We start from the raw sequence: 20,505 nt of genomic DNA on the forward strand, positions 1-20,505 counted from the left end.
GACAGAAGCATGGTTCAAAATGGATCCCCGCCTACGCGGGGATGACGGATTTCCCAGGCCGTGCGTGATCACCCGGGCGAGCAGTTACCCAGAAAAGTATGCGGTTGCCCTGAAGGGGCAAGGTATCAATGCGGGTCGTCGGGAGGGCGCTTGGCGAGAAGGCCCTGCAGGGCGGCCATGTCATCGGCCACCGCCTCGGCGGCGATTCGCTCCATGGTCCGATAGCGGTGCAGTACCTCGCGTCCCAGCTCGGTCACCGTTGCGCCGCCACCACCCTTGCCGCCCATAGCCGTCTCCACGAGGGGCCCGCAAAAGCACTGATTCATGGTGTCCACCAGCAGCCAGGCGCGGCGGTAGGACATACCCATGTCCCGCGCCGCAGCGGAAATGGAGCCGCTCTCCCCGATCGCCTCCAGCAGCTCCGCCTTGCCGGGGCCGATGGCGATGGCTTCGCCGAACAGGATGCGCAGGCGGGGGGCGGGGCGGGTGGTGGTTTTATGTTTCGGTTTCGTCATCGCGCAAGGATAACGCCCCTCCGCTGCAAGTTCACGCCGGAATAGGGCGACAACTTCAGTCCCGCTCGATGCCCAGCTTCTTCATCTTCTCCCAGAGATTCTTGCGGCTGATTCCCAGTTCGCCGGCCGTTTCGTTTATCTGGAAGCCGTGGCGGCGCAGGGATTCTAGGATGAGTTGGCGTTCATAGAGGGAGATGCGCTCGCGCAAATCGTTCTCTTCCGGGGTCGGAGCATTTCGGTCCGTTTCGGTGTCGAAGGCCGCGGCGCTGATAGCGGGCTCGGCGGATAGAACGCAGGCCCGCTCAATGCTGTGCCGAAGCTCTCGCAGGTTGCCTGGCCAGACTTGCTGCAGCAGCCGCTGTTCGGCCGAGGGGAGTAGACGGCGCTCGTTTTCGGGATCAATCTCATTCAGAAACAGGCGTGTAAACCAGAGAATATCCTCGCGTCGTTCGCGTAACGGCGGGATCTTCATATGGACTACATTGATGCGGTAGTAGAGATCTTCGCGAAAGGCACCTTCGGCGACCATCTGCTTGAGGTCACGGTGGGTGGCGCAGATGAGCCGCAGATCGAGCGCCAAGGGGGTCTCGCCCCCGACCCGGACCACCTGGCGCTCCTGGATGACGCGCAGCAGACGCACCTGCATATTGGGCGGCATGTCGCCGATTTCGTCCAGAAACAGCGTCCCGCCGTCGGCCTGTTCGAACACGCCCCGGCGGGTACGAATCGCGCCGGAAAAGGCGCCCTTTTCATAGCCAAACAGTTCGGCTTCCATGAGCCCTTCCGGGATGGCGCCGCAGTTCACGGCGATGAACGGGCTCTTTCCCGTCTTCGACGCGCAGCGATGAAGGAAACGTGCCGCGTGCTCCTTTCCGACCCCGGACTCGCCGGTAATCAGGACCGTGGAGCCGTGCTCCGAGACGCGGCATAGCGTCTGCTCCAGTGAACGCATGGCGGCGGAGATCCCGAGAGTCGGCTCATCGGGATGCTCCTCCTGTATCGGTCGCTGACAGACCGAGCGGACCTTTTCCACCAGCGTGTCGAGGTCGAAGGGTTTAGTGATGTAGTCCGCCGCTCCCCGCTTGAGCAGTTCGACCGCATCGCTGATGCTGCCAAAGCCGGTGATGAAGAGGGTCGGCGGGATGGCTCGGCCCTCCTCCCGGAGCTGTGTATACAGCTCGGCACCGCTCATGTCCGGTAGCCGGATATCGCTGATGAGGGCTGCGTAATCCTCGTGGCCGATATGGGGCTGCGCCGCCAGCGCCGTTTTGTACCAGTCGCACTGGAAGCCTTCCAGTTCGAATCGGTCGCAGAGCGACTCCCCCATGATGGGATCATCCTCCAGCAGACAGAGCTTTAGTGGCGCTTTGGCATTCATGTCTGTAACGGAATATTTGCAGTGAAATGGGTTTTTTCACGGTCACTGGCGGCATCGATAGTGCCGCCGAGCTGATCGACGATCTGATAACAGACCCAGAGACCGAGGCCGTTGCCATCGGGCCGATAGTGGACGAACGGTTCAAACAGGTGGCGCATCCGGTCATCGGAAATGGGCTGGCCGTTATTGTAAACGCTCAACCGCAGCGCTCCTGCCTCAATGCGGATATCACAGCCCACGCGGCCGTGTGGGGGAACCGCCTTGATGGCGTTCAGTAGCAGGTTCATCAATATTTGACGGATCAGGGTGGCCGGCAACGGGATGGTCCCGATATCCGCGCACCATTCGAGAGAGGCGTGCTGTCGCTGGATATCCGGTGTGATCAGGGTACGGACATCCTCGGCATCTTCAAGGCCGAAATGGCGGCTGGTGGGTTTTGCCTCTACCAGCAGTGCGGAGACGGTGTCACGGATCTGCAGCAGACCCCGTTCCAGCAGCGACACCGTCTTTTCTGCCATGGGATCAAGCTGCCCATAACGGCGGTAGGTGTTGATAGCGTTGAGCATGCCGCCGAGCGGATTGTTGATCTCGTGCCCGATGGAGGCTGTTAGGCGTCCAACGGCGGCCAGCCTTTCGGCGGCGATGACCTGTTTCTCTAACGCCTGCTTGACCTGTAGTTCGTTCACCATGTCACGAAAGCGGGCACCTACCTGGCCGATTTCGTCCTTCGATTTATAGAGATCACACTGCAATTGGGAGGGGCTTTCCTGCCCGATCCGCCCCATGCAGCCGGCCAGCTTGATCAGTGGCGCAGCCATGCGGGCTCCCCAATACCAGTTGAGCGGTACCAGGGCGCCGAGCACCAGGATCGTGACGATGCCGGCGCGACTGGCGAAACGTACGAAACGCGGCGTAAACCCCGCCCGTTTATAGCTCATCACCAAAGTGCCGAGCTGGACGTGGTCCGAGATAATGGGCGAGGCGACGTAGAGGCTATTCGTCTCCGCCATATCGACCACCTCCGTTTCCGTGGAGGACTGGTTTTCGAGATGGCGCCGCAACTTTCCGTAGGCGGTTCCCGCCGAGGCAATCGGCGTCAACATCGGGAAGGCCTCCGGATTGGAAGCGACGTAAACCTCGAAGTCGTTGTTAAGCACGACAATCGCCTCCGCGCCCAGCGATTGACGATTGCCCAAATCCGCGTTGAATGGCGTACGGATAATCTCATAGCTGTTCCACACGTCGTCCTTGAGCATGGCCGGAACCAGGGTGTGGGCCATGACCTGGGCCAATCCCTCGGCATTGGCGATCAGATCCTGCTTGAGATCGTCGTAAGCGCGAAAGATGAGCGCCCCCGTTACCGCAAATGAGGTGATCAGGATCAGTACCGTGCCGCGCAGCGGGATTTTGTAGCGGAAGCTCAGATCATGGAACAAGCGGCACCTCACCCACCTTTTGGGCCATCGCGGCAATGGCGTCATACGCACCGGCTTCGGGTACCGCGAAGCCATCAAGGTTGAGTCGTTCGAGAAGCAGACGGGCGTTTTGGTCCTGACTCATTTCGACCAAAATCCGTTGTATCTGTTGATTTAATGCTTCCGAAACAGCCGGGCCGCCAACAATAGGTGGAAAAGCGAAAGTACGGGAACGGGCCACGATGCGGGTACGCCCGGTAATGTCGGGGTTAAACCGCGCCAGGGTATTCCATACGTAACCATCGACGTAGGCCCCGTCCGCCAGTCCGGTACTGACCGCCTCGATGGCGTTGCGATGACCGGCGGTGAAAAACGTTTTGCGAAAAAAACGGCTCGGATCGCCGCCTTGCTCTTTCACGGCGAATCGCGGTACCAGGAAGCCGGAATTGGAGTCGGGATCGGCATAGGCGAAAACCCCGCCCTGCAGATCGCCAATGCTACGGGTGTCGAGGTCCCGAGCCGGCACGATAAGATAGGCGCGGTACAGGGGTTCACCCGCATAGACAGGCGTCGCAGTAAGCGCCAGTTGGTTACGATGATTGACGTAGGGATATCCGCAGATCCAGGCAAACTCAAGTTGTCTGGATAGCAGGTTGCCCACGATCTCGCGGTAGGTATCCCGCTGCACGAATAGTACCGGACGACCGAGGCGTTCCTGAAGATAGTCGCGCCATTCCCGGAGCAGGGATGTCTGCTCGGTCAAGAAGACCGGAGTAATGCCGATCCGAATCGGATCGCCGGTCGCCCCGACCAGCCGGGTGTGTAACAGGCCGCCTGCAATGAGTAAGCCGAGAAACCGGCGTCGATTCAGTCGATACATGCTTTCGTTAACCCGATGGCTCAATCAGCTAAGCAGAGGCTCAGCCAATCTATCAGACTCGCCGAAGCGGCCCAACAAAGTTCTTTGTAGTGTCAGCGCGACCGCATTATGTTGAAAAAAGGCTTGCATCCGCCAGCACGTAACATCTCAGGTATGTGTTTACCCTGTTTGTGGTGTAAACGCATTCGGAAGTTCATTCAGGGGGGTGACTCTGCAGGAAGCGCGCCAGTCGCCTATGGGGGACCAGGCTGTTACGGAATGGTAACGGCTATTCTTCGCCCTTTGTTCCGACTTATCGATTCACCCTTTCAGGCCAGGGTTTTTGGCCGTTACCGTTCGGTAACGAGTCGATCCCCCATTTGCGTGCGTGTGGTTACCGATCAGTAACTACGTGCGGTGCCCGCCGTCCTGTTCGTTCATCCGTTTAGCCGAGAGAGTGTTAGCCACCGACCCAGAGGTGGCTGTAGCGCGGCCTTCCAGACTGTTGGTCCGGTTTTTGCGTTTCCCCAAAATGTTCTCGCCCGTTACCACTCATGACTTCGGGCGATCCGACCAACAGATCTGGAGGAGAGGGGATGAGTGAAGAGCTGCGCCTTTCGGCGCGGGAGACCCGCGGCAAGCCCGGTGTCCGGCGCTACGCCATGGTCATCGACCTGCGCCGCTGCATCGGTTGCGATGCCTGTATGGTCGCCTGCAAGGCCGAATACGATGTTCCGCTAGGGGTGTTCCGCACCTGGGTGCCCTACCGGGTGGTCGGTAAATACCCCACGGTCAAAAAGCAGTTTCTGCCGCGCCTTTGCAATCACTGCGATGATCCGCCTTGCGTGCGCTCCTGTCCGGTGGGTGCCACCTACAAGGTCGAAGATGGTGGTTTCGTGCTGCAAGACTACGACCGCTGTATCGGCTGCAAAGCCTGCATGGCCTCTTGTCCCTACAACGCCCGCTTTATGCTTCCCGAGCACCGTACACGCAGCAACATCACCAGCGTCGTAGACAAGTGCACTTTCTGTCATCACCGGGTGGTCCAGGGTCTGGTGCCGGCTTGTGTGCAGACCTGCGTCGGGCGTGCCCGCGTGTTCGGTGACATCAACGACCCCAGCAGCGAGGTCTCCCGACTGGTGGCACGCCATGCCACCCAGGTCTTGCGTCCGGAGCAGGGGACGAAGCCGCAGGTCTTCTACATCGGCGCTGATCGCAATATGACGGAATATGGCAGGGACGTTTATGACGCCCGCGAGGCGCTCGACGACGAGCGTGCCGTGTTCAACCGCAACCATACGATCTAGGGAGGGTCAGTCATGCTCGACTATAGCGTTTTTCACACCATCGCCTGGCCCAGCCCCTACGCCTGGTATTTCTTCGTGATCGGTATCTCCGTGGCGCTGTTTTTCTTCTCCGCGCTCTCCTGGTATCGCGAGGAATTCCGGCCCCTGAGGCACTCGGCCTTCTATCTCTCCTTCGGGCTGCTGGTGCTCGGTGGGCTGCTGCTCATCGGCGACCTCTCGCAGCCGATGCGCTTTCTCAATATGGTGAATCCGGCCTATCTGAATTTCGATTCGCCACTCGCATGGGGAAGCCTCAATCTGGTCGCCTTCGGCCTGGTCTCCGTCGTCTATTTCGTATTTCTTCGAAAGGGCGAACAGGTGAACGCAAAACGCCTGGCGGTGGCGGGTGCCCTGCTGGGTTTCGGTCTTCCCATCTACACCGGTTTCGACCTGACGGTGCATCAGCACCGGGCAGTCTGGAATACCCCGCTGATGCCGGTGTTGTTCGTCTCTCTGTCGCTGGTCTCCGGTGCGGCCGTCGCATCCTTTCTGGCCAAGGGACCGGAAAAACTGGTGTCGATGTTGCGCAGCTTCATGCTGTGGGGCGGCGGGGCTACGGCGGCCATGTTGGTTTCGTTGCTCGGCACCACCGCCTATGGTGGATCCGGCTCCGAGGTCACCTTCATGTTCATGACCTCAGGGACCATGGGGCTCATTTTCATCGGCCTTGGGATGGTGGTGGGACTTGCCGCTCCCATCGCCCTGCTGCTCGCTCCGGTGGGGCGCCAACCGATCGGCATCATGGCCGCCGGTGGTCTGCTGCTGGTCGGGGGGATGGCTCTGCGTTACGCCATCCTCATCGGCCCGCAAATCGTACACACCTATTACTGAGCCGTGGTGCAACGGAGGAGTGAGAAACATGTTGGAAATTACACGTAGAAATTTCATCAAGGTTACCGGCGGCACTACGGCAGCCGCCCTCGCGGCACCATCGATGCTCAGGGCGATGGAAACCGATCTCGGTGGGCGCGACTACAACCCCGAGAGCTATAAGGAGCGCAAGGCGATCCCCACCAACTGCCACGTCTGCAACATCCAGGACGGGGCCGTCGCTTTCGTCGAGGATGGTCGGGTGGTGAAGCTGGAGGGAAATCCGAACCATGTCTCCACCCGCGGACGCCTCTGCGCCAAGGGCAATGCCGGGATGTGGTACAGCTACGATCCTGACCGTATCCTCTATCCGCTAAAACGGGTCGGCAAACGCGGTGAGGGCAAGTGGAAACGCATCAGTTGGGATGAGGCGTTGAACGAGGTCGCCGGACGGATCGATGATGTATTGAAAAATGGTGACCCCAACGAAATCATGCTGAAGTATGGGCGCAATCGCACCGGTGGCGTGCTGAGCCGGTTCATGAATACGCTGGGTTCGGCCACTGTGCTCAATCATACCTCGGTTTGCGAGTCGTCGAAGAAGGTCGGCATGGAGCCGACCTGGGGCCCGGACATCGAGACCCCGGACTTCGCCAACACCAAGTACGTGCTCAACTTCGGCTCCAACATCCTGGAGGCGGCCTACTTCCACAATCCCTACTCGCAGCGCATTACCGAGGGAAGGGTGGACAGCAACGCCAAGATCGTCACGTTTGATGTACGCCTGTCCAACACCGCTGGTTTCTCCGATGAGTGGATCCCGGTCTTTCCCGGCACCGACGGGGCGGTGGCGCTGGCCATCGGTCACGTCATCCTGCGCGAGGACCTGCAGGATTCCGAGTTCATCACTGACTGGACCAACGTCAGCCTCAGTGAACTGAAGGAGCACTACGAACAGTTCACACCGCAGTGGGCGGCCGAGCTTTCCGGTGTGCCGGAGGAGACCATCGAGCGCATTGCCCGCGAGTTTGCCCACGCCTCGCCCGCCACCACCTATACCTATCGCGGTCCGGCCAAGCACCTTTACGGTTCTTACAACGAGAAGGCCTGCATGATGCTTTCCATCATGACCGGCAACGTGGAGAAGCGCGGTGGCTACTGCCTGCCCCGCGGCATGGGCTACGATCAGCCGCAGCCGGAGCCGCCCCAGCCGAAGAAGGCCTCTATCCTGCGAGACCCGCCGGAGTTCCCGCTCGCCTCGCACCACGTCAGCCACCTGGTGCCGTTCTGGATCGCCGAGGGACGCCAGAAGGTCAGTGTCTACATCAATTACATGGACAACCCGGTCTACACCAATCCGGGTGCAGAGGCCGTGTGGGGCGAACTGTTCCGCAACGAGGAGCTGATTCCCTTCCGCGTGGTGCTGACCCCCTTCATGGGCGAGGAGGCGCAGACGGCGGATATCATCCTGCCGGACGTGCCCTATCTCGAGCGTTGGGAGCCGGAGTCGATGCCCAATTCCCTGTGGCCCTGGGTCGGACTTCGCCAGCCGGTGATCGCACCGATGGGCGAGGGTAAGGAGCACCGCGTCTACCTGCAGGAACTCATTCACCGTCTCGATCCGGACGGCTCCCGCGGCATGAAGAAATACTGGAACTTCAAGAGCTCGGAGGACTATGTCCGCCAGCAATTCGAGAATGTGCCGGGGCTGAAGGAGGCGGGCGGCCTCGATTGGTTGAAGAAAGAGGGCGTCTGGCCCATCTACGGAAAACTCAACCCGGCTACCGGCAAGGTCAGCGACAAGACCGGGCGCGAGATCAAGGCCGAGTACGGTCTGCACAAAAAGGAGCTTTCCCGCGCCGACATGACGGGTGCAACCGTGGACGAGGAGGGCACTATCCATAAAAACGGCAAGGCCATCGGCGTGCAGCGGAACGGCAGGAGCTATGTCGGTTTCCCGAGCGGCAGCCGACTGATCAACGTGCGTATTGACGAATGGGCCGAATACGGCTTCAACCCGATGCCCACCTTCAAGCGCATCCCGTGGCACGAGAATCTCAAGGAAGATGAGATGATCCTCACCACCTACAAGTACAACGTCCATGTGCAGTCGCGCACGGCGTCCGTCAAGTGGCTGGCGGAGATCGTGCATCGTAACTGGGCACCCATCAACACCGAGACCGCCAAGCGCATCGGGGTGAAGACCGGGGACCTGATTCGGGTGGAGAGCCCGGTGGGGCACCTGGTCACCAAGGCCTACGTCACCGAGGGGCAGCATCCCAGGGTGATCGGCATCTCCACCGGCTGCGGCCACTGGGGCTACGGCCGTCTGGCACAGCTCAAGCTCAAGGAGAAGGGCGGAGAGTTCGGTGCTCAGGAAGATTCCGACCTGAAAAACGTCTGGTGGGACGACAAGGGGGTACACCCCAACGCCATCATCCCCGCTGTGGCCGACCCCATCGGTGGTTCCGCCGGTTGGTACGATACGGTGGTGAAAGTAACCCCGGCACGCGAAGGCGACCGCTACGGCGATGTGGAATCTTCCTGGGACAAGCACATGGAGTGGTACAAGAAGACGATGGGCTTCACCTATGTGGGTGATCAACACCGCAAGATGCACCCGGAGATGGCCGACTGGGCCGGACCGGACAGTGTCGGGCCCAAAAAACCTTCAGGTCATTAAGTAGGGCATGGCGGCCCCGTTTTCGGGGCCGCGCTTTTGAAAGAGGTAATCCATGACTGAGACAATGCAGCGAGCGGATACGGTCGAAGCCCTGCGTAGCCGCGCCCACTGGTACCGGCTACTGGCGGGTGCATTTGCCGAAGAGCCACAGAGCGGTTTCTTGCGTGAACTGCGTGGCGAACATTGTCTGGCCGATCTTGCCGAGCTCGGTGTCGATTTCGACGCCGATTTTCTGGGCCGCGACGAGGAGGTGCTGGCGGAGGAACTGGCCGCTGAATACACCATGCTGTTTATCGCGCCCGGTGGTTTTCCGCCGGTGGAGTCGGTCCGGCTGCAGGGCGGCTATCGCCAGAGCGCGGTCAACGAGACCCGTGATGCCTATGCCGCCGAGGGATTTGCGGTGCAATCCGGCCGCTTCGCAACCTTCGAGGACCACCTGTCGGTGGAGATGCAGTTCATCGCCGCCTTGCTGGAACGACAGGCCGAAGCCCTTTCCGCCGGTGATGTAAAGGATGCCCGTCGCCTCGATAAGGTGGTGAAGCGCTTCTGGGTGAAACACCTGGGGCGTTGGAGCAGGGGCTTTGCGCAGACCGTGGAAGGGGCGACTGAATACAGCTTCTACCGCGAAATGGCGCGGCTGCTGGAGGCCTTTACCCTTGCGGAACTCGAGGTGCTGGGATTGGACGTCGCGGATGAGGACGGGGCAAGGCTGAGGGCGCCCAAACCCGATGCGGTAACCCGGCCGATGCAGTGCGGGGGAGCGGCTACATGAGTTTGCTGTTGTGGGATGAGCTGGCGGCCTTGTGGCAGTCGGGTGATTTCCGTGGTGTGCATGACTGGGTCAATGAGCGCTGGTCGCGAACGGTGCAGGAGTCCCCGGACGGCGACGCCGACCCGTTCGCCCGCTTCTTGCAGGGCCTGGCGTTTGCCGCGCTCGCCTTTCACTTCGCTGAAGAGCAGAACGGCGAGAGTGCGGCAATCTTCGTTGAAGATGGCCTCGAGGTGCTGTCGCGCCTCCCGCCCTCGTATGCCGGCATTGAGATCACCCCCATCGTTGACGCACTGGCTGAGCTTCGCGAGCGTCTGCCGGTGACCGGTCTGGGGCTCCCCATCCCTCCCCTAGTCGCCGGTGTACGGGCGTTGCGTTTTTCCCACGGGAGTATGTAATGAACGGCTACCAATGGGCGGTCTGGATAGAGACTCCCGGCTCGGAAAGCGGGGAGGTGTGCGGTGAAAGGCGTTTCTTGTTCGATGCCGGCGAGCCGGACAGTGAGCTGACCGGGTGCTGCTTGGTATCGCCCCGGGCGGATGCCCCGCGTATCGAAGCCCTCTTGGCCGCAGGAGCCGAACAGGTCCTGCTGGGAGAGTCTGCGTTGTACGACAGCGCCCTTTTCACTGAGGCCATCGCACGTTACGGCGGGGAGCGGATCGGCGTGTGGCTGCCGGTGCACCGGGCCAAGTCGAGTTGGGCGTTGGACACTACCAGCAATGCCGATTTCAACGTCGTCGCCGTGTCCAATCCGGTGCCGCGTTGGCTAGTCTTGCAAGCGGATCGCACGCCCACAGATGTCGATGCTCAGTGGTGGGCGGGGCAGATGATCGCGGCGGGCTGCGGGACGCTGCTGGTGTCCGTGGAGGCGCCGGAGGATGATGATCTGCTCGCTTGCGCCGAGATGGCCGAGATTGCCGGTGAGCGATTCTGGCTCGATAGCGGTTCCGATGCTGTCGAAGAGTTGCGCTTCTGGACGCGTTACGGTCAGGCTCGCCGCCTGGTACTACCGGCGGGGTGCGATGTGGATGGGACGACTTCGGCACTCGAAGAGCGGCTGGCCGGCGAGGAGGGTGTTCCGTGTTCCGGTTGATGTTCGCTCTGCCGTGGATCGCTATGGGCTCGACTGTTGTTGCCGAGGTGGTGGTCGACGCGGAGGCCTTGGCCAAGCTGGAGGGCGCCGCAGGCTGGCCGGTGGTCGATGTGCGCGGACCGGCCGAACGTAGTCGTGTGCCGATCCCGGATGGGCATGATCTCGGGCCGGAACTCGATGAGGTGACTGGCCGCGTCCTGGTGATAGCCTCCGATGACGAGATCGCACAAGAGACGGCGCGTGCCGTCGAAGCGCGACTGCGCACGGTTGAGGCGTTCGCTGTAAAGGGCGGAATCGATACACTGCGGGTCATACGGCCCGACCTCCTGCCGAATGTCGGGAGTGGTGCGATGCCGGGTACCTATACCATTCCGACGGATACCTGCCAGCCGGGCCCGGCGCTGCATACATTCTCCGACCAGAAGAAATAGCGGTTATGGCCATTGCGATGGAAACTCTTCCCGAGATCCGCATTCAGCGCTGCGTGCGTTACCGTTTTCGCTACAGCCACTGCAGCCGCTGTGCCGACGGCTGTCCCCCCGGCGCGCTAACGCCCGATGAGGAGGGTGTGACGCTTGATGCGACGCGCTGCAGCGGCTGCGGCCTGTGTGGTACCACCTGTCCCACAGCGGTGTTCGAACCGGCCCGGCTTCCGTTAGCTGCATTGGTAAAGCCGGAGGCGTCATCGCTGAGCGTCGTCTGTGCCCCATCCGGACTGAGGGGGGAGGTGCGGGTTCCCTGTCTGGGCGACCTGGACCTTGCGCTGCTCGCCACTCTGGCCCAGCGCGACATCGCGATAACCTTGAGGGGCGCGGGACACTGTGAGACTTGCGCCAACGCTCCCGCCGGCGGGGAGCGGGTGGAGGGACTTGCCGATGCACTCGACGAGTTGGGCAACGCGGCATCCGATCAGGGGCTGCCCTGGAGCGCACCGCTCGTGGCGACCGAAGCCGCCGGACGTGCGCACCAGGCGGAACGCCGGCAACTGTTTCGCCGCTGGGCCAATCGTGCCGTTCAGAGTTCACGCGATCAGGACGTCGAGTTGGAGGTTCCCGCATTCGCCATCCGCGCCGCGGCGCACTTCGTTCCAGCGCGGCGCCGACTGGCCGAGGCGGTACTGGGACGGTTTGATGCCTTTCCCGAATCGACTCGAATCGCTCTTCTATTGGGAGTCGGCAGGGTCGATGCCCGAGCGGGGAGATGTACTGGCTGTGAGTCCTGCGCCCGGGTTTGCCCCAGCGGCGCACTGAAGATTTTTGAAGGAGATACCCGCTGGGAACTGCAATTCAGGATCGGACAGTGCCTGGGGTGCGGTGTCTGTGTCGAGGCGTGTGGGGCCGATGCGCTGACTCTACATCATCATTGGCAGCCCGCAACGGGTGCGCCGGTAGAATTACACTCCCTGCGGCGGTTCCTTTGCGAGAGCTGCGGGCGCTTTTTTATCGGACTGGAGGAGGATACCTGCCCGGTCTGTTCGGATGACGAAGACAGTTTTGAAGCCATTTTCGGCTAAGGAGAGAGACATGCAGTGGGAATTTACACCTGAGGACGTAGTCAAGGGCGGAGTGGATTACGGGCTTGCTGAATTTCGCAAGGGCCTGAAAGAAGAGGTAAGAATAAACCTGGTCGGCGATAACGAGGCCTCCTTGCAGCAGAGTTTCGACCTGATCTACGACCTTTGCTATTGGATGGCCACGGGCCGGGAATTCGCTGACTTCGCCGTCACCATCGACGACGATGCCCCGTTTGAGATACATATTCTGCAGGCAATCAAGGAACACATGCGGGACAATATCACCATGCTCGGCGCCATTTTGCAGCGGCTGATCATGGATGGTGTGGAGAACGGAATGCCCACTCACGAGGCGGTTGAAATGGCTGCCCGACAGCATGCCGGTGTCGTTGTCGACTCATCGCCTGCTTAAGGCTAGTGGCCCACTACCCTTGATCGGGATCCCGATTTCCAAAATTCGTTTTTAGACGGAATCCCGAGCCGCTCCGGTTTCCGAAGCCGGCCAGTGTCACGTGGACAACGATTACTGCTGTCGTTCAGGCAACCTGGCGTACCATTCTCATCACTCGTGCGGGCGACTTTACCAATGGCGAAATATTCCCGGAGACCTTAGACTGGGCACCTGCAATTTTTCATGTTCTGTCGTTGTAAATGCCTCATCAAACCTCCGAATTCGACGCCCGGCTGCCGTTGCCCCTGCTGTCTACGGTCGCCGTTGTCCTGCCTCTTCTGGTCGCCGGATTGCTGGATTGGTTCGTGGTCATCCCGGGCGATCGCTCCGCCCGTTTCGAGATCCCCTTGGTAGTCGTAACGGCTTCGGATGCCGATACGCTCGAATCCATCTTCAGTCGCCACGACTACTTCTGGCCGCCGGAGATCACGGTTCCGCCACTGCTGGTGGCCAGGATTCCCTCGGACGTAAGCCGTTTGCAGGCCGAGCGTAAAAAGAGCCTGTTCTTCCGGATAATGCTTCCAGTGGTATTGGCGGAGAATGAGCGGGTTCGGCACCTGCGACAGGCCGTTCGCGAGGGGTTTGAAAACGGTGCGCCGCCTTCGGGCAGCGAGCAGTGGCAGCAGCTGACGGCACTCGCCAGAGACTACGGCGTCGAGATGGACGTCGCCGACCCACTGTTCGAGCGCCGATTGTTGAAGCGTGTGGATGTGATCCCTCCCGGGCTGATGCTGGCGCAGGCGGCCAACGAGAGTGCCTGGGGTACTTCCCGGTTCGCGCGCGAGGGCAACAACCTGTTTGGCGAGTGGACCTGGAACGCGGATCAGGGAATGGTGCCGTTGCGTCGCATGGCCGGTGCCGATCACTACGTGCGTGTATTTCCGGATTTGCGCAGTTCGGTACGGGCTTATCTAAAGAATCTCAATACAGGGAGCGCCTACCGGGAGCTGCGCGGGATCCGTGCGGAGCTGCGAGAGGCGGGGCGGCCCCTGGAGCCGCTGGCATTGGCCGAGGGCTTGCTGCGCTATTCGGAACGCGGCCTCGACTATGTGGCCGAGATCCGCGCCATGATCGATTATAACAGGCTCAGTGATCTGGGTCGGTTGCGATTGGCGGAATCACCCAGGGTTGACTGAACCAGTACCAGTTCCCGTCAGCGGAGGGCGCCGTGCAGTTGTAGCGTGCCCGGCCCGGATCGAATGGCTCGGGGGCCTGCACGGAAAATCGGCGCTCGTCCCGCTCTACCCACTCCAGTGCAAGGCGCCCCTGGTAGCCGCCATAGCAGGCCAGCCGTTCCGGATCGATGCCATCCGGAGCCAGCGTGATGCTCAGTCGGGGCGGATTGTTGCTCTCCACCAGGGGGTCCCGGGGGGTGAATGAAATCACCGGTAGCGGAAGGCTGTTTGCCTTGATGGCAAACTCATCCAGGTCCGAAAAGTTCTCGTTGATGGGATAGCGGGGCAGCGCACGAAGGTCCGATAACGGGCCCATGGCCCCCGAGTGCTGGCCAAATCCGACGTAGCCGAGGTCCTGGACGAGGTCGGCGAGGGCCGAACTGTACTCTCCGAACGGATAGGCGAACAAACGTCCCGGATTGACTGCCTCGCCCAACTCCTCCCGCAGCCGTGCCTCGGCCGCGAGAATATCCTTTTTCACTCGCTTGCTCCAGGTGGTCGCGGTCTCACCGGGCCTGCGGGCGAGCAGATGATCATGGGAGGTGCTGTGATTGGCGAATCTCACGCCGGCAGACTGCATCTCGCGCATCTGCTCCCAATCCATGATGCCGGACAGGCCCCGGTCCACCACGTGGGTGCTGACGAACACCGTGAACGGCCAGTCCCGCTCCCGTAGCTGTGGCCAGGCGTTTTCGTAGACACTGTAATAGGCGTCGTCGAAGGTGATCGCTATCGTACGTTCGGGGGTCGGCATTCCCGTCTTCAGGTGATGGACGATGCGTTCCAGCGGCCAGATCCGAAACCCCTCTCGCGCGAGGTAGTCCAACTGCGCCCCGAAATCTTCCTGACGGACGTTGGTCGAGGGATAGCGGGAATCATCGACGCGGTGGTACATGAAGGCGACGGCATGCCCCGGCGATTCGGCGCCGACATTGCCGGCGGAGAGGATGGTGCCCAGCAGCAGACCGACAAGAATTCGCATGGCTCCTAGTATACAGGGGCGCGAAGCCCCTTCAAAGGGGAACACAACCGGGTTTGCAGGTGGCAGGGGTCAACGCCCACCGGGTTGGGTGTGTTCTTTGAAGGTACCGTACTGAACTTATGAAGCGCTCAAGCGGGAGTGTCGCCACAGGATCTGGGGGCTCTCCAGCGGAACCCGGGCGTATGGATGATACGGCACCAGCCGTGGGGTGTAGTGGTCGGCTGGTCGATCGGCGGGGACCCGGGCATGGAAGGTGAAGCCATTGATGGTGCCGGGCAGCGGCCGCCCACGCTCAAGGGGCCAGACCGTCTGTTCACCCTCGTTTCGCGGCACGGCGTAAAGTTGCGCGGCCACAAAATCCGGGTCGATTTCATCGAGAAAGATCTGCAGGCGGAAAAGGTAGTGTTCGCCATCCCTCTCGACACCGCCGCTACCAAAGTGAAGACGGGGCCAGTGGTCCTTGATGGAGCGTCGCCAGGCCTCGAGCTCTTCTGCAAGTGCTCCGTTGTCCTCGACCCGGCGACGCCACTCCGCCGCTGCAGGCAGGTAGTAGTCTTCGGTATATTCGCGCACCATGCGATTGGCGGAAAACGTCGGAGTCAGATGGGCCATGCTTTCCCGCAGCCGCTGCGCCCAGGTGGTGGGGATGCCCTGCTCATCCCGTTCATAAAAGGCGGGCACCACCTCGTCCTCCAGCAGCGAGTAGAGCTGCTCCGCCTCCCGGGCATCCCATGCCGGGTCGTGGTCGTGTACGCGACCATCGCCGATGGCCCAGCCCGCTTCCGGACGGTAGGCCTCGGCCCACCAGCCGTCCAGCTCTGAAAGGTTGAGCCCGCCATTGACCAGCACCTTCATACCACTGGTGCCGCTCGCCTCCCAGGGGCGCAGCGGGGTGTTGAGCCATAGATCCACCCCCTGCACCAGTTCGGTGGCCAGACCGATGGCGTAGTCTTCCACGAATACCATGCGACCTTGTGCCCGGGAGTGGTGCATGAAATCGCTCCAGCGCCGCACCATCTTTTGGCCCAGCCGATCTTTGGGGTGCGCCTTGCCGGCGACTACCAGCTGCACGGGTCTCTCGGAGTCATTCAGCAGTCGCTCCAGCCGTTGCGGATCATACAGCAGCAGGTCGGGCCGTTTATAGGTAGCGAAACGACGGGCAAAGCCAATGGTCAGACAGTTGGGATCGAGTCGTTCGATCAACGACGCGGCACGGGCGGGGCCCTGCCCGCGCGCCCGCTGCTGCCGGACCAGCCGTTGGCGCAGGTGTTGGACCAGATCCTGGCGCTGACGAAGCCGGAACTCCCAGAGTGTCTCGTCATCGACCGCCCGGAAATTCTCCTCCATGCCCTCCTGGGCGCCGAGCCAGCGCTCTTTCCCGCAGGCGTTGGTCCAAAGCGCGTCGGCATGCGCTGAATCCCACGAGGGCATATGCACCCCATTGGTGACGTGGCCGATGGGTACCTCGTGCTGGGGGCGTCCAGGGAACAGGGGCTGAAAGATGCCGCGGCTGACCTCGCCGTGAAGCCGACTGACGCCGTTGATGCGGGCGCTGCACCGCAATGCCAGGTAGGCCATGTTGAACGGCTCATGGGCGTCGGGTCCATTGATGCGGCCGAGGGCCAGCAGATCTTCCAGTGTGACTCCCAGCGATCGGGTGAGAGGCTCCAGGTACTGCGCGATCAGCTCTCGGGGAAAACGATCAAAGGCCGCATCTACTGGAGTGTGGCTGGTGAAGATGTTGCTCGCCGCCGTGGCACGAAGCGCCGTTGGAAAATCGGTGCCGGAGCGGCGCATGAAATCGGCGGCCCGCTCGAGGACCGCAAACGCCGGGTGGCCTTCATTGAGATGGAGTACGTCGCACTGGACCGCAAGGGCCTGCAGCAGCCGCCAACCGCCGATGCCCAGGACCAGCTCCTGTTGCAGTCGCATCTCTGCACTGCCGCCGTAGAGTTCCGCTGTAATGCCGCGATCCGCGGGTCCATTGAGCGGATGATTGCTGTCGAGCAGATAGAGCCGGTTGCGTCCGGCCTGGACCTGCCAGGCCCGCAGGTGGAGTTCGCGGCCCGGCAAATCGATGGTGACCCGCAGCCATTCACCCTCGACGTCGCGCAGGGGCATGACCGGGAGCAGTGTCGGGTCGTTATAGGGATAGCTGGCGATTTGCTCGCCGGTGGCATCCAGGCTCTGGCGAAAGTAGCCCTGCTGGTAAAGCAGTCCCACTCCGATCAGGGGAACACCGAGGTCACTGGCCGTCTTCAGGTGATCGCCGGCAAGGATGCCGAGCCCGCCGGAATAGATTGGCAGCGCCTCGCCCAGGCCGAACTCCATGCTCAGGTAGGCGACACCGTTCAGTTCATCACCGCCGTGGTTTTCACTGAACCAGCTTGGCGATGCGAGGTACTCCTCTCTGGTTGCCAGCAAACGCTCCAGTTCCGACCGGAAGGTCTCATCTTCGGCGAGGTTCTCCAGCCGACGATGGGAGACACTCTCCAGGATTACCCAGGCATTGCCCGTGGCGTTCCAGAGTTCCGGGTCGATGCTTTCCCAGAGACGGTCGGCGGCGTGGTTCCAGTTCCAGCGCACATCCAGCGCCAGCTCGGCCAGTCCCGCAAGTTGCGGTGGCAGCGGGCGCGGCAGGTAACTCGGGTTGGTGTGACGGTTTGCCATGGCAGAGTAGTAAAGGGGCTTCGATACAGTGTAACCGAAGGGCTCGGCAGCGAAAGGTTCGATCGCCGAAGAGGAAGTGGCCCTCATTGATGGGGAGAGAAAGCCGACGGGGATTCTTGCCAGCAGGGCGACCGGATACATTGAAGTGAGTGGTGCAGGTTCTCGATATCAGGTCGTCGGCCGCACGCTTATATTACTCTCCAGCAGAGACCTGTAAATAAGCTTTTTCCACGGCGCAATTCCCGGGATCCCCATGCCTCCCGCGGTTCACGAGTTGGCAGCACCGCGCAAAACCGTAATGTCAATATGTTCATGTGCGGGAGCGCGGACTAAAATCCGGGGTCTTTGATCCACCGACGGAAGTATTGCATGACTATTTTTCAGCGCATTGCCGATGAGCTCGGCGTCAGGGTTGCCCAGATCGATGCCACCGTACAGCTCCTCGACAGCGGGGCCACGGTACCGTTTGTGGCCCGCTACCGGAAAGAGGCGACCGGTGGCCTGGATGATATCCAGTTGCGTCAGCTGGAGGAGCGATTGACCTATCTCCGCGAGCTGGAGGAGCGGCGGGTGACGGTGCTGAAGAGCATCGATGAGCAGGGCCTGCTCACGCCGGAATTGAAAAAGGCCGTTGTCGATGCCGACACCAAGACCCGTCTGGAAGATCTCTACCGCCCCTACATGCCCAAGCGACGCACCAAGGCGCAGATCGCCCGGGAAGCGGGACTGGAGCCGCTGGCGCTTGGTCTGCTGGGCGACCCGATGCTCGACCCGGAAACCGAGGCTGCGAAATATGTCGACGCCGACAAGGGAGTGGCGGACAGTGCGGCGGCCCTGGAGGGGGCGCGGCAGATCCTGATGGAGCAGTTCGCCGAGGATGCCGAACTGGTCGGTAAGCTGCGTGAATACCTGTGGGAAAATGCCGTTGTGAAATCGGTCGCGGTGGCCGGAAAGGAGCAGGAGGGCGCCAAATTCTCCGATTACTTCGACTATTCGGAGCCGGTAAAAAACATTCCCTCCCACCGGGCACTGGCCCTGTTCCGGGGGCGCAAGGAGGGAATCCTGAACCTCAGTCTGGTCCTGCCGGAAGATGAAGCTGAGGGGCGTAGCCCGCTGGAGCCCTCCAGCGGTGAACGTCAAATCGTCGTCCGCTTCGGGATCCGTAACGAGGGGCGTCCGTCCGACCGATGGATGGCGGATACCGTGCGTTGGGCCTGGCGCGTCAAGATCCTCACTCATCTGGATACCGACCTGAAGGCCCGTCTGCGCGAGGCGGCGGAGGAGGAGGCCATCAAGGTCTTCGGCCAGAACCTGCACGACCTGCTGTTGGCCGCTCCTGCCGGCCCGCGGGCCACCATGGGACTCGACCCCGGCCTGCGCACCGGGGTCAAGGTGGCGCTGGTGGACAGCACCGGAAAACTGGTGGATACCGCCACCATTTATCCTCATGCCCCGAAGAATCGTTGGGATGAGTCGATTGCGGCACTGGCCGCGCTGGCCGCCAGGCATCACGTTGATCTGGTATCCATCGGCAATGGCACCGCCTCCCGCGAAACCGATCGGCTGGTGGCCGACCTCATCAAACGCCACCCGGAACTGAAGCTAAGCAAGGTGATGGTCAGCGAGGCGGGCGCCTCGGTCTACTCGGCCTCCGAGTACGCCTCCAAGGAAATGCCGGCTGTCGATGTCTCGCTACGTGGTGCGGCCTCCATCGCCCGGCGCTTGCAGGACCCACTGGCGGAGCTGGTGAAGATCGAGCCCAAATCCATCGGTGTCGGACAGTATCAGCATGACGTTTCCCAGATGAGACTGGCGCGGGCTCTGGAGGCGGTAGTGGAGGACTGTGTGAACGCCGTGGGTGTGGACGCCAATACCGCCTCCAGCGCGCTGCTCTCCCGGGTGGCAGGCCTTGGTCCGGCGCTGGCGGCCAACGTGGTGTCTTACCGCGATGAGCACGGTGCCTTTCCCACCCGCAAGGCGCTGCTAAAGGTATCGCGCCTGGGTGACAAGGCCTTCGAGCAGGCGGCCGGTTTTCTGCGCATCATGAACGGCGACAACCCGCTGGATGCCTCTGCGGTGCATCCCGAGTCGTATCCCGTGGTGGAACGCATCCAGAACGAGAGTGGGCGCTCCATCGGTGATCTGATCGGCGATAGTCGATACCTGCGCGGCTTGAAACCGGCCAATTTCACCGATGATCGTTTCGGCGAGCCCACCGTCCGCGACATCCTTGCCGAACTGGAAAAGCCGGGCCGCGACCCACGCCCGGAGTTCAAGACGGCCGCCTTCAGGGAGGGCGTGGAGCAGATGAAGGATCTGGACGCGGGCATGATCCTGGAGGGGGTGGTAACCAACGTCACCAACTTCGGCGCCTTCGTGGATATCGGCGTTCACCAGGATGGACTGGTGCACATCTCCGCCATGTCGGAGAAATTCATCAAGGACCCGCGTGAGGTAGTCAAGGCGGGCGACCTGGTGAAGGTGAAGGTCATGGAGGTGGACCTGCCGCGCAAGCGTATCGGATTGACGATGCGCATGAGTGATGCGCTCCAGGGAAAGACAGGTGCTACCGAGCGCCCGAACGGGGAGCGCCGGCCCGGGGCGGCCAAGCCCAAACAGGGGCAGCGCGAACAGCCGGCTGCGGGCAACTCCGCCATGGCTGATGCCTTGGCCAAGCTCAAACGCTAACAGCCAGAAACCTGATCACCGCAGAGGCGCGGAGGGCGCAGAGGTTAGCCGGTTTAAAGGCGGTCCTCACGATGCTGTTACGTCCCAGTCCGGCGTGTTGACCATTAGCGGTTTCTCCGTGGAACTCCGCGCACTCTGCGCCTCTGCGGTGTAATTTG

17 protein-coding genes are annotated in these 20,505 nt (G+C 61.6%); 11 read left to right on the top strand and 6 right to left on the bottom strand.

Annotation, left to right across the window (positions count from 1 at the left end; translation table 11 throughout):
* Window positions 1–125: 125 nt before the first annotated feature.
* The 4 genes from Q7L05_RS11410 to Q7L05_RS11425 are packed head-to-tail and all read right to left on the bottom strand — an operon-like array spanning window position 126 to window position 4,188.
* Entirely contained in the window at window positions 126–515 is a 390-nt protein-coding gene (locus Q7L05_RS11410) for a winged helix-turn-helix domain-containing protein (protein ID WP_303906424.1), read from the bottom strand.
* A gap of 55 nt (window positions 516–570) precedes the next feature.
* Window positions 571–1,893 carry a sigma-54-dependent transcriptional regulator gene (locus Q7L05_RS11415; RefSeq protein ID WP_303906427.1) on the bottom strand — a complete coding sequence of 441 codons (1,323 nt, stop codon included), beginning with the start codon at window positions 1,891–1,893 and terminating at the stop codon, window positions 571–573.
* Window positions 1,890–3,329, bottom strand: coding sequence for a sensor histidine kinase (locus Q7L05_RS11420; RefSeq protein WP_303906430.1), 1,440 nt, complete (start codon window positions 3,327–3,329; stop codon window positions 1,890–1,892). Before Q7L05_RS11420 ends, Q7L05_RS11415 begins: the two co-directional genes overlap by 4 nt.
* On the bottom strand, window positions 3,319–4,188 hold the full coding sequence (locus tag Q7L05_RS11425; protein WP_303906432.1) for a substrate-binding domain-containing protein: 870 nt from the start codon (window positions 4,186–4,188) through the stop codon (window positions 3,319–3,321). Before Q7L05_RS11425 ends, Q7L05_RS11420 begins: the two co-directional genes overlap by 11 nt.
* Before the next feature lie 575 nt (window positions 4,189–4,763).
* Here Q7L05_RS11425 and dsrO point away from each other — a divergent pair.
* From dsrO to Q7L05_RS11475, 10 genes are all read left to right on the top strand, one after another.
* The gene (dsrO, locus tag Q7L05_RS11430; protein WP_303906436.1) at window positions 4,764–5,474 is read left to right on the top strand and encodes a sulfate reduction electron transfer complex DsrMKJOP subunit DsrO; all 711 of its coding nucleotides are present in this window, start codon (window positions 4,764–4,766) and stop codon (window positions 5,472–5,474) included.
* Between the two features lie 12 nt (window positions 5,475–5,486).
* Window positions 5,487–6,344, top strand: coding sequence for an NrfD/PsrC family molybdoenzyme membrane anchor subunit (gene nrfD, locus Q7L05_RS11435; RefSeq protein ID WP_303906439.1), 858 nt, complete (start codon window positions 5,487–5,489; stop codon window positions 6,342–6,344).
* A 28-nt stretch (window positions 6,345–6,372) separates the two neighbouring features.
* Complete coding sequence (locus tag Q7L05_RS11440; protein WP_303906441.1) at window positions 6,373–9,006, top strand: molybdopterin-dependent oxidoreductase; 2,634 nt, start codon at window positions 6,373–6,375, stop codon at window positions 9,004–9,006.
* Between the two features lie 52 nt (window positions 9,007–9,058).
* Window positions 9,059–9,778, top strand: a complete 720-nt coding sequence (locus Q7L05_RS11445; protein ID WP_303906444.1) for a TorD/DmsD family molecular chaperone — start codon at window positions 9,059–9,061, stop codon at window positions 9,776–9,778.
* Window positions 9,775–10,173: a DUF309 domain-containing protein gene (locus tag Q7L05_RS11450; protein WP_303906446.1), complete on the top strand. Its 399-nt coding sequence runs from the start codon at window positions 9,775–9,777 to the stop codon at window positions 10,171–10,173. Before Q7L05_RS11445 ends, Q7L05_RS11450 begins: the two co-directional genes overlap by 4 nt.
* Entirely contained in the window at window positions 10,173–10,868 is a 696-nt protein-coding gene (locus Q7L05_RS11455) for a hypothetical protein (protein ID WP_303906448.1), read from the top strand. Before Q7L05_RS11450 ends, Q7L05_RS11455 begins: the two co-directional genes overlap by 1 nt.
* 23 nt (window positions 10,869–10,891) lie before the next feature.
* Complete coding sequence (locus Q7L05_RS11460; protein ID WP_303906451.1) at window positions 10,892–11,299, top strand: hypothetical protein; 408 nt, start codon at window positions 10,892–10,894, stop codon at window positions 11,297–11,299.
* 5 nt (window positions 11,300–11,304) lie between these two features.
* Window positions 11,305–12,381 carry a 4Fe-4S dicluster domain-containing protein gene (locus tag Q7L05_RS11465; protein WP_303906454.1) on the top strand — a complete coding sequence of 359 codons (1,077 nt, stop codon included), beginning with the start codon at window positions 11,305–11,307 and terminating at the stop codon, window positions 12,379–12,381.
* Between the two features lie 10 nt (window positions 12,382–12,391).
* Entirely contained in the window at window positions 12,392–12,793 is a 402-nt protein-coding gene (locus tag Q7L05_RS11470) for a hypothetical protein (protein ID WP_303906457.1), read from the top strand.
* A 239-nt stretch (window positions 12,794–13,032) separates the two neighbouring features.
* Window positions 13,033–13,968 (top strand): glucosaminidase domain-containing protein, encoded by a 936-nt coding sequence (locus Q7L05_RS11475; protein WP_303906460.1) that lies wholly within the window; start codon window positions 13,033–13,035, stop codon window positions 13,966–13,968.
* Here Q7L05_RS11475 and Q7L05_RS11480 read toward each other — a convergent pair.
* A complete protein-coding gene (locus tag Q7L05_RS11480; protein WP_303906463.1) occupies window positions 13,919–14,989 on the bottom strand; it encodes a polysaccharide deacetylase family protein in 1,071 nt (356 codons plus the stop codon). The two genes, Q7L05_RS11475 and Q7L05_RS11480, sit on opposite strands and share 50 nt — an antisense overlap.
* A gap of 117 nt (window positions 14,990–15,106) precedes the next feature.
* The gene (gene glgP / locus Q7L05_RS11485) at window positions 15,107–17,659 is read right to left on the bottom strand and encodes an alpha-glucan family phosphorylase (protein ID WP_303906466.1); all 2,553 of its coding nucleotides are present in this window, start codon (window positions 17,657–17,659) and stop codon (window positions 15,107–15,109) included.
* Between the two features lie 369 nt (window positions 17,660–18,028).
* Here glgP and Q7L05_RS11490 point away from each other — a divergent pair, with 369 nt between their 5' ends.
* Window positions 18,029–20,347 (top strand): Tex family protein, encoded by a 2,319-nt coding sequence (locus tag Q7L05_RS11490; RefSeq protein ID WP_303906469.1) that lies wholly within the window; start codon window positions 18,029–18,031, stop codon window positions 20,345–20,347.
* The last annotated feature ends 158 nt before the right edge of the window (window positions 20,348–20,505 follow it).

Origin of the sequence: Thiohalomonas denitrificans (assembly GCF_016841685.1) — a bacterium.
In the GTDB taxonomy this organism is placed as follows: domain Bacteria; phylum Pseudomonadota; class Gammaproteobacteria; order Thiohalomonadales; family Thiohalomonadaceae; genus Thiohalomonas; species Thiohalomonas denitrificans_A.

Coding starts and splice junctions, on each gene's coding strand:
- Q7L05_RS11480 (WP_303906463.1), bottom strand. CDS start 14,989: ATGCGAATTCTTGTCGGTCTGCTGCTGGGCACCATCCTCTCCGCCGGC.
- nrfD (WP_303906439.1), top strand. CDS start 5,487: ATGCTCGACTATAGCGTTTTTCACACCATCGCCTGGCCCAGCCCCTAC.
- Q7L05_RS11415 (WP_303906427.1), bottom strand. CDS start 1,893: ATGAATGCCAAAGCGCCACTAAAGCTCTGTCTGCTGGAGGATGATCCC.
- Q7L05_RS11475 (WP_303906460.1), top strand. CDS start 13,033: ATGCCTCATCAAACCTCCGAATTCGACGCCCGGCTGCCGTTGCCCCTG.
- Q7L05_RS11425 (WP_303906432.1), bottom strand. CDS start 4,188: ATGTATCGACTGAATCGACGCCGGTTTCTCGGCTTACTCATTGCAGGC.
- dsrO (WP_303906436.1), top strand. CDS start 4,764: ATGAGTGAAGAGCTGCGCCTTTCGGCGCGGGAGACCCGCGGCAAGCCC.
- Q7L05_RS11460 (WP_303906451.1), top strand. CDS start 10,892: ATGGGCTCGACTGTTGTTGCCGAGGTGGTGGTCGACGCGGAGGCCTTG.
- Q7L05_RS11490 (WP_303906469.1), top strand. CDS start 18,029: ATGACTATTTTTCAGCGCATTGCCGATGAGCTCGGCGTCAGGGTTGCC.
- Q7L05_RS11410 (WP_303906424.1), bottom strand. CDS start 515: ATGACGAAACCGAAACATAAAACCACCACCCGCCCCGCCCCCCGCCTG.
- Q7L05_RS11465 (WP_303906454.1), top strand. CDS start 11,305: ATGGCCATTGCGATGGAAACTCTTCCCGAGATCCGCATTCAGCGCTGC.
- Q7L05_RS11440 (WP_303906441.1), top strand. CDS start 6,373: ATGTTGGAAATTACACGTAGAAATTTCATCAAGGTTACCGGCGGCACT.
- Q7L05_RS11450 (WP_303906446.1), top strand. CDS start 9,775: ATGAGTTTGCTGTTGTGGGATGAGCTGGCGGCCTTGTGGCAGTCGGGT.
- Q7L05_RS11455 (WP_303906448.1), top strand. CDS start 10,173: ATGAACGGCTACCAATGGGCGGTCTGGATAGAGACTCCCGGCTCGGAA.
- Q7L05_RS11445 (WP_303906444.1), top strand. CDS start 9,059: ATGACTGAGACAATGCAGCGAGCGGATACGGTCGAAGCCCTGCGTAGC.
- glgP (WP_303906466.1), bottom strand. CDS start 17,659: ATGGCAAACCGTCACACCAACCCGAGTTACCTGCCGCGCCCGCTGCCA.
- Q7L05_RS11470 (WP_303906457.1), top strand. CDS start 12,392: ATGCAGTGGGAATTTACACCTGAGGACGTAGTCAAGGGCGGAGTGGAT.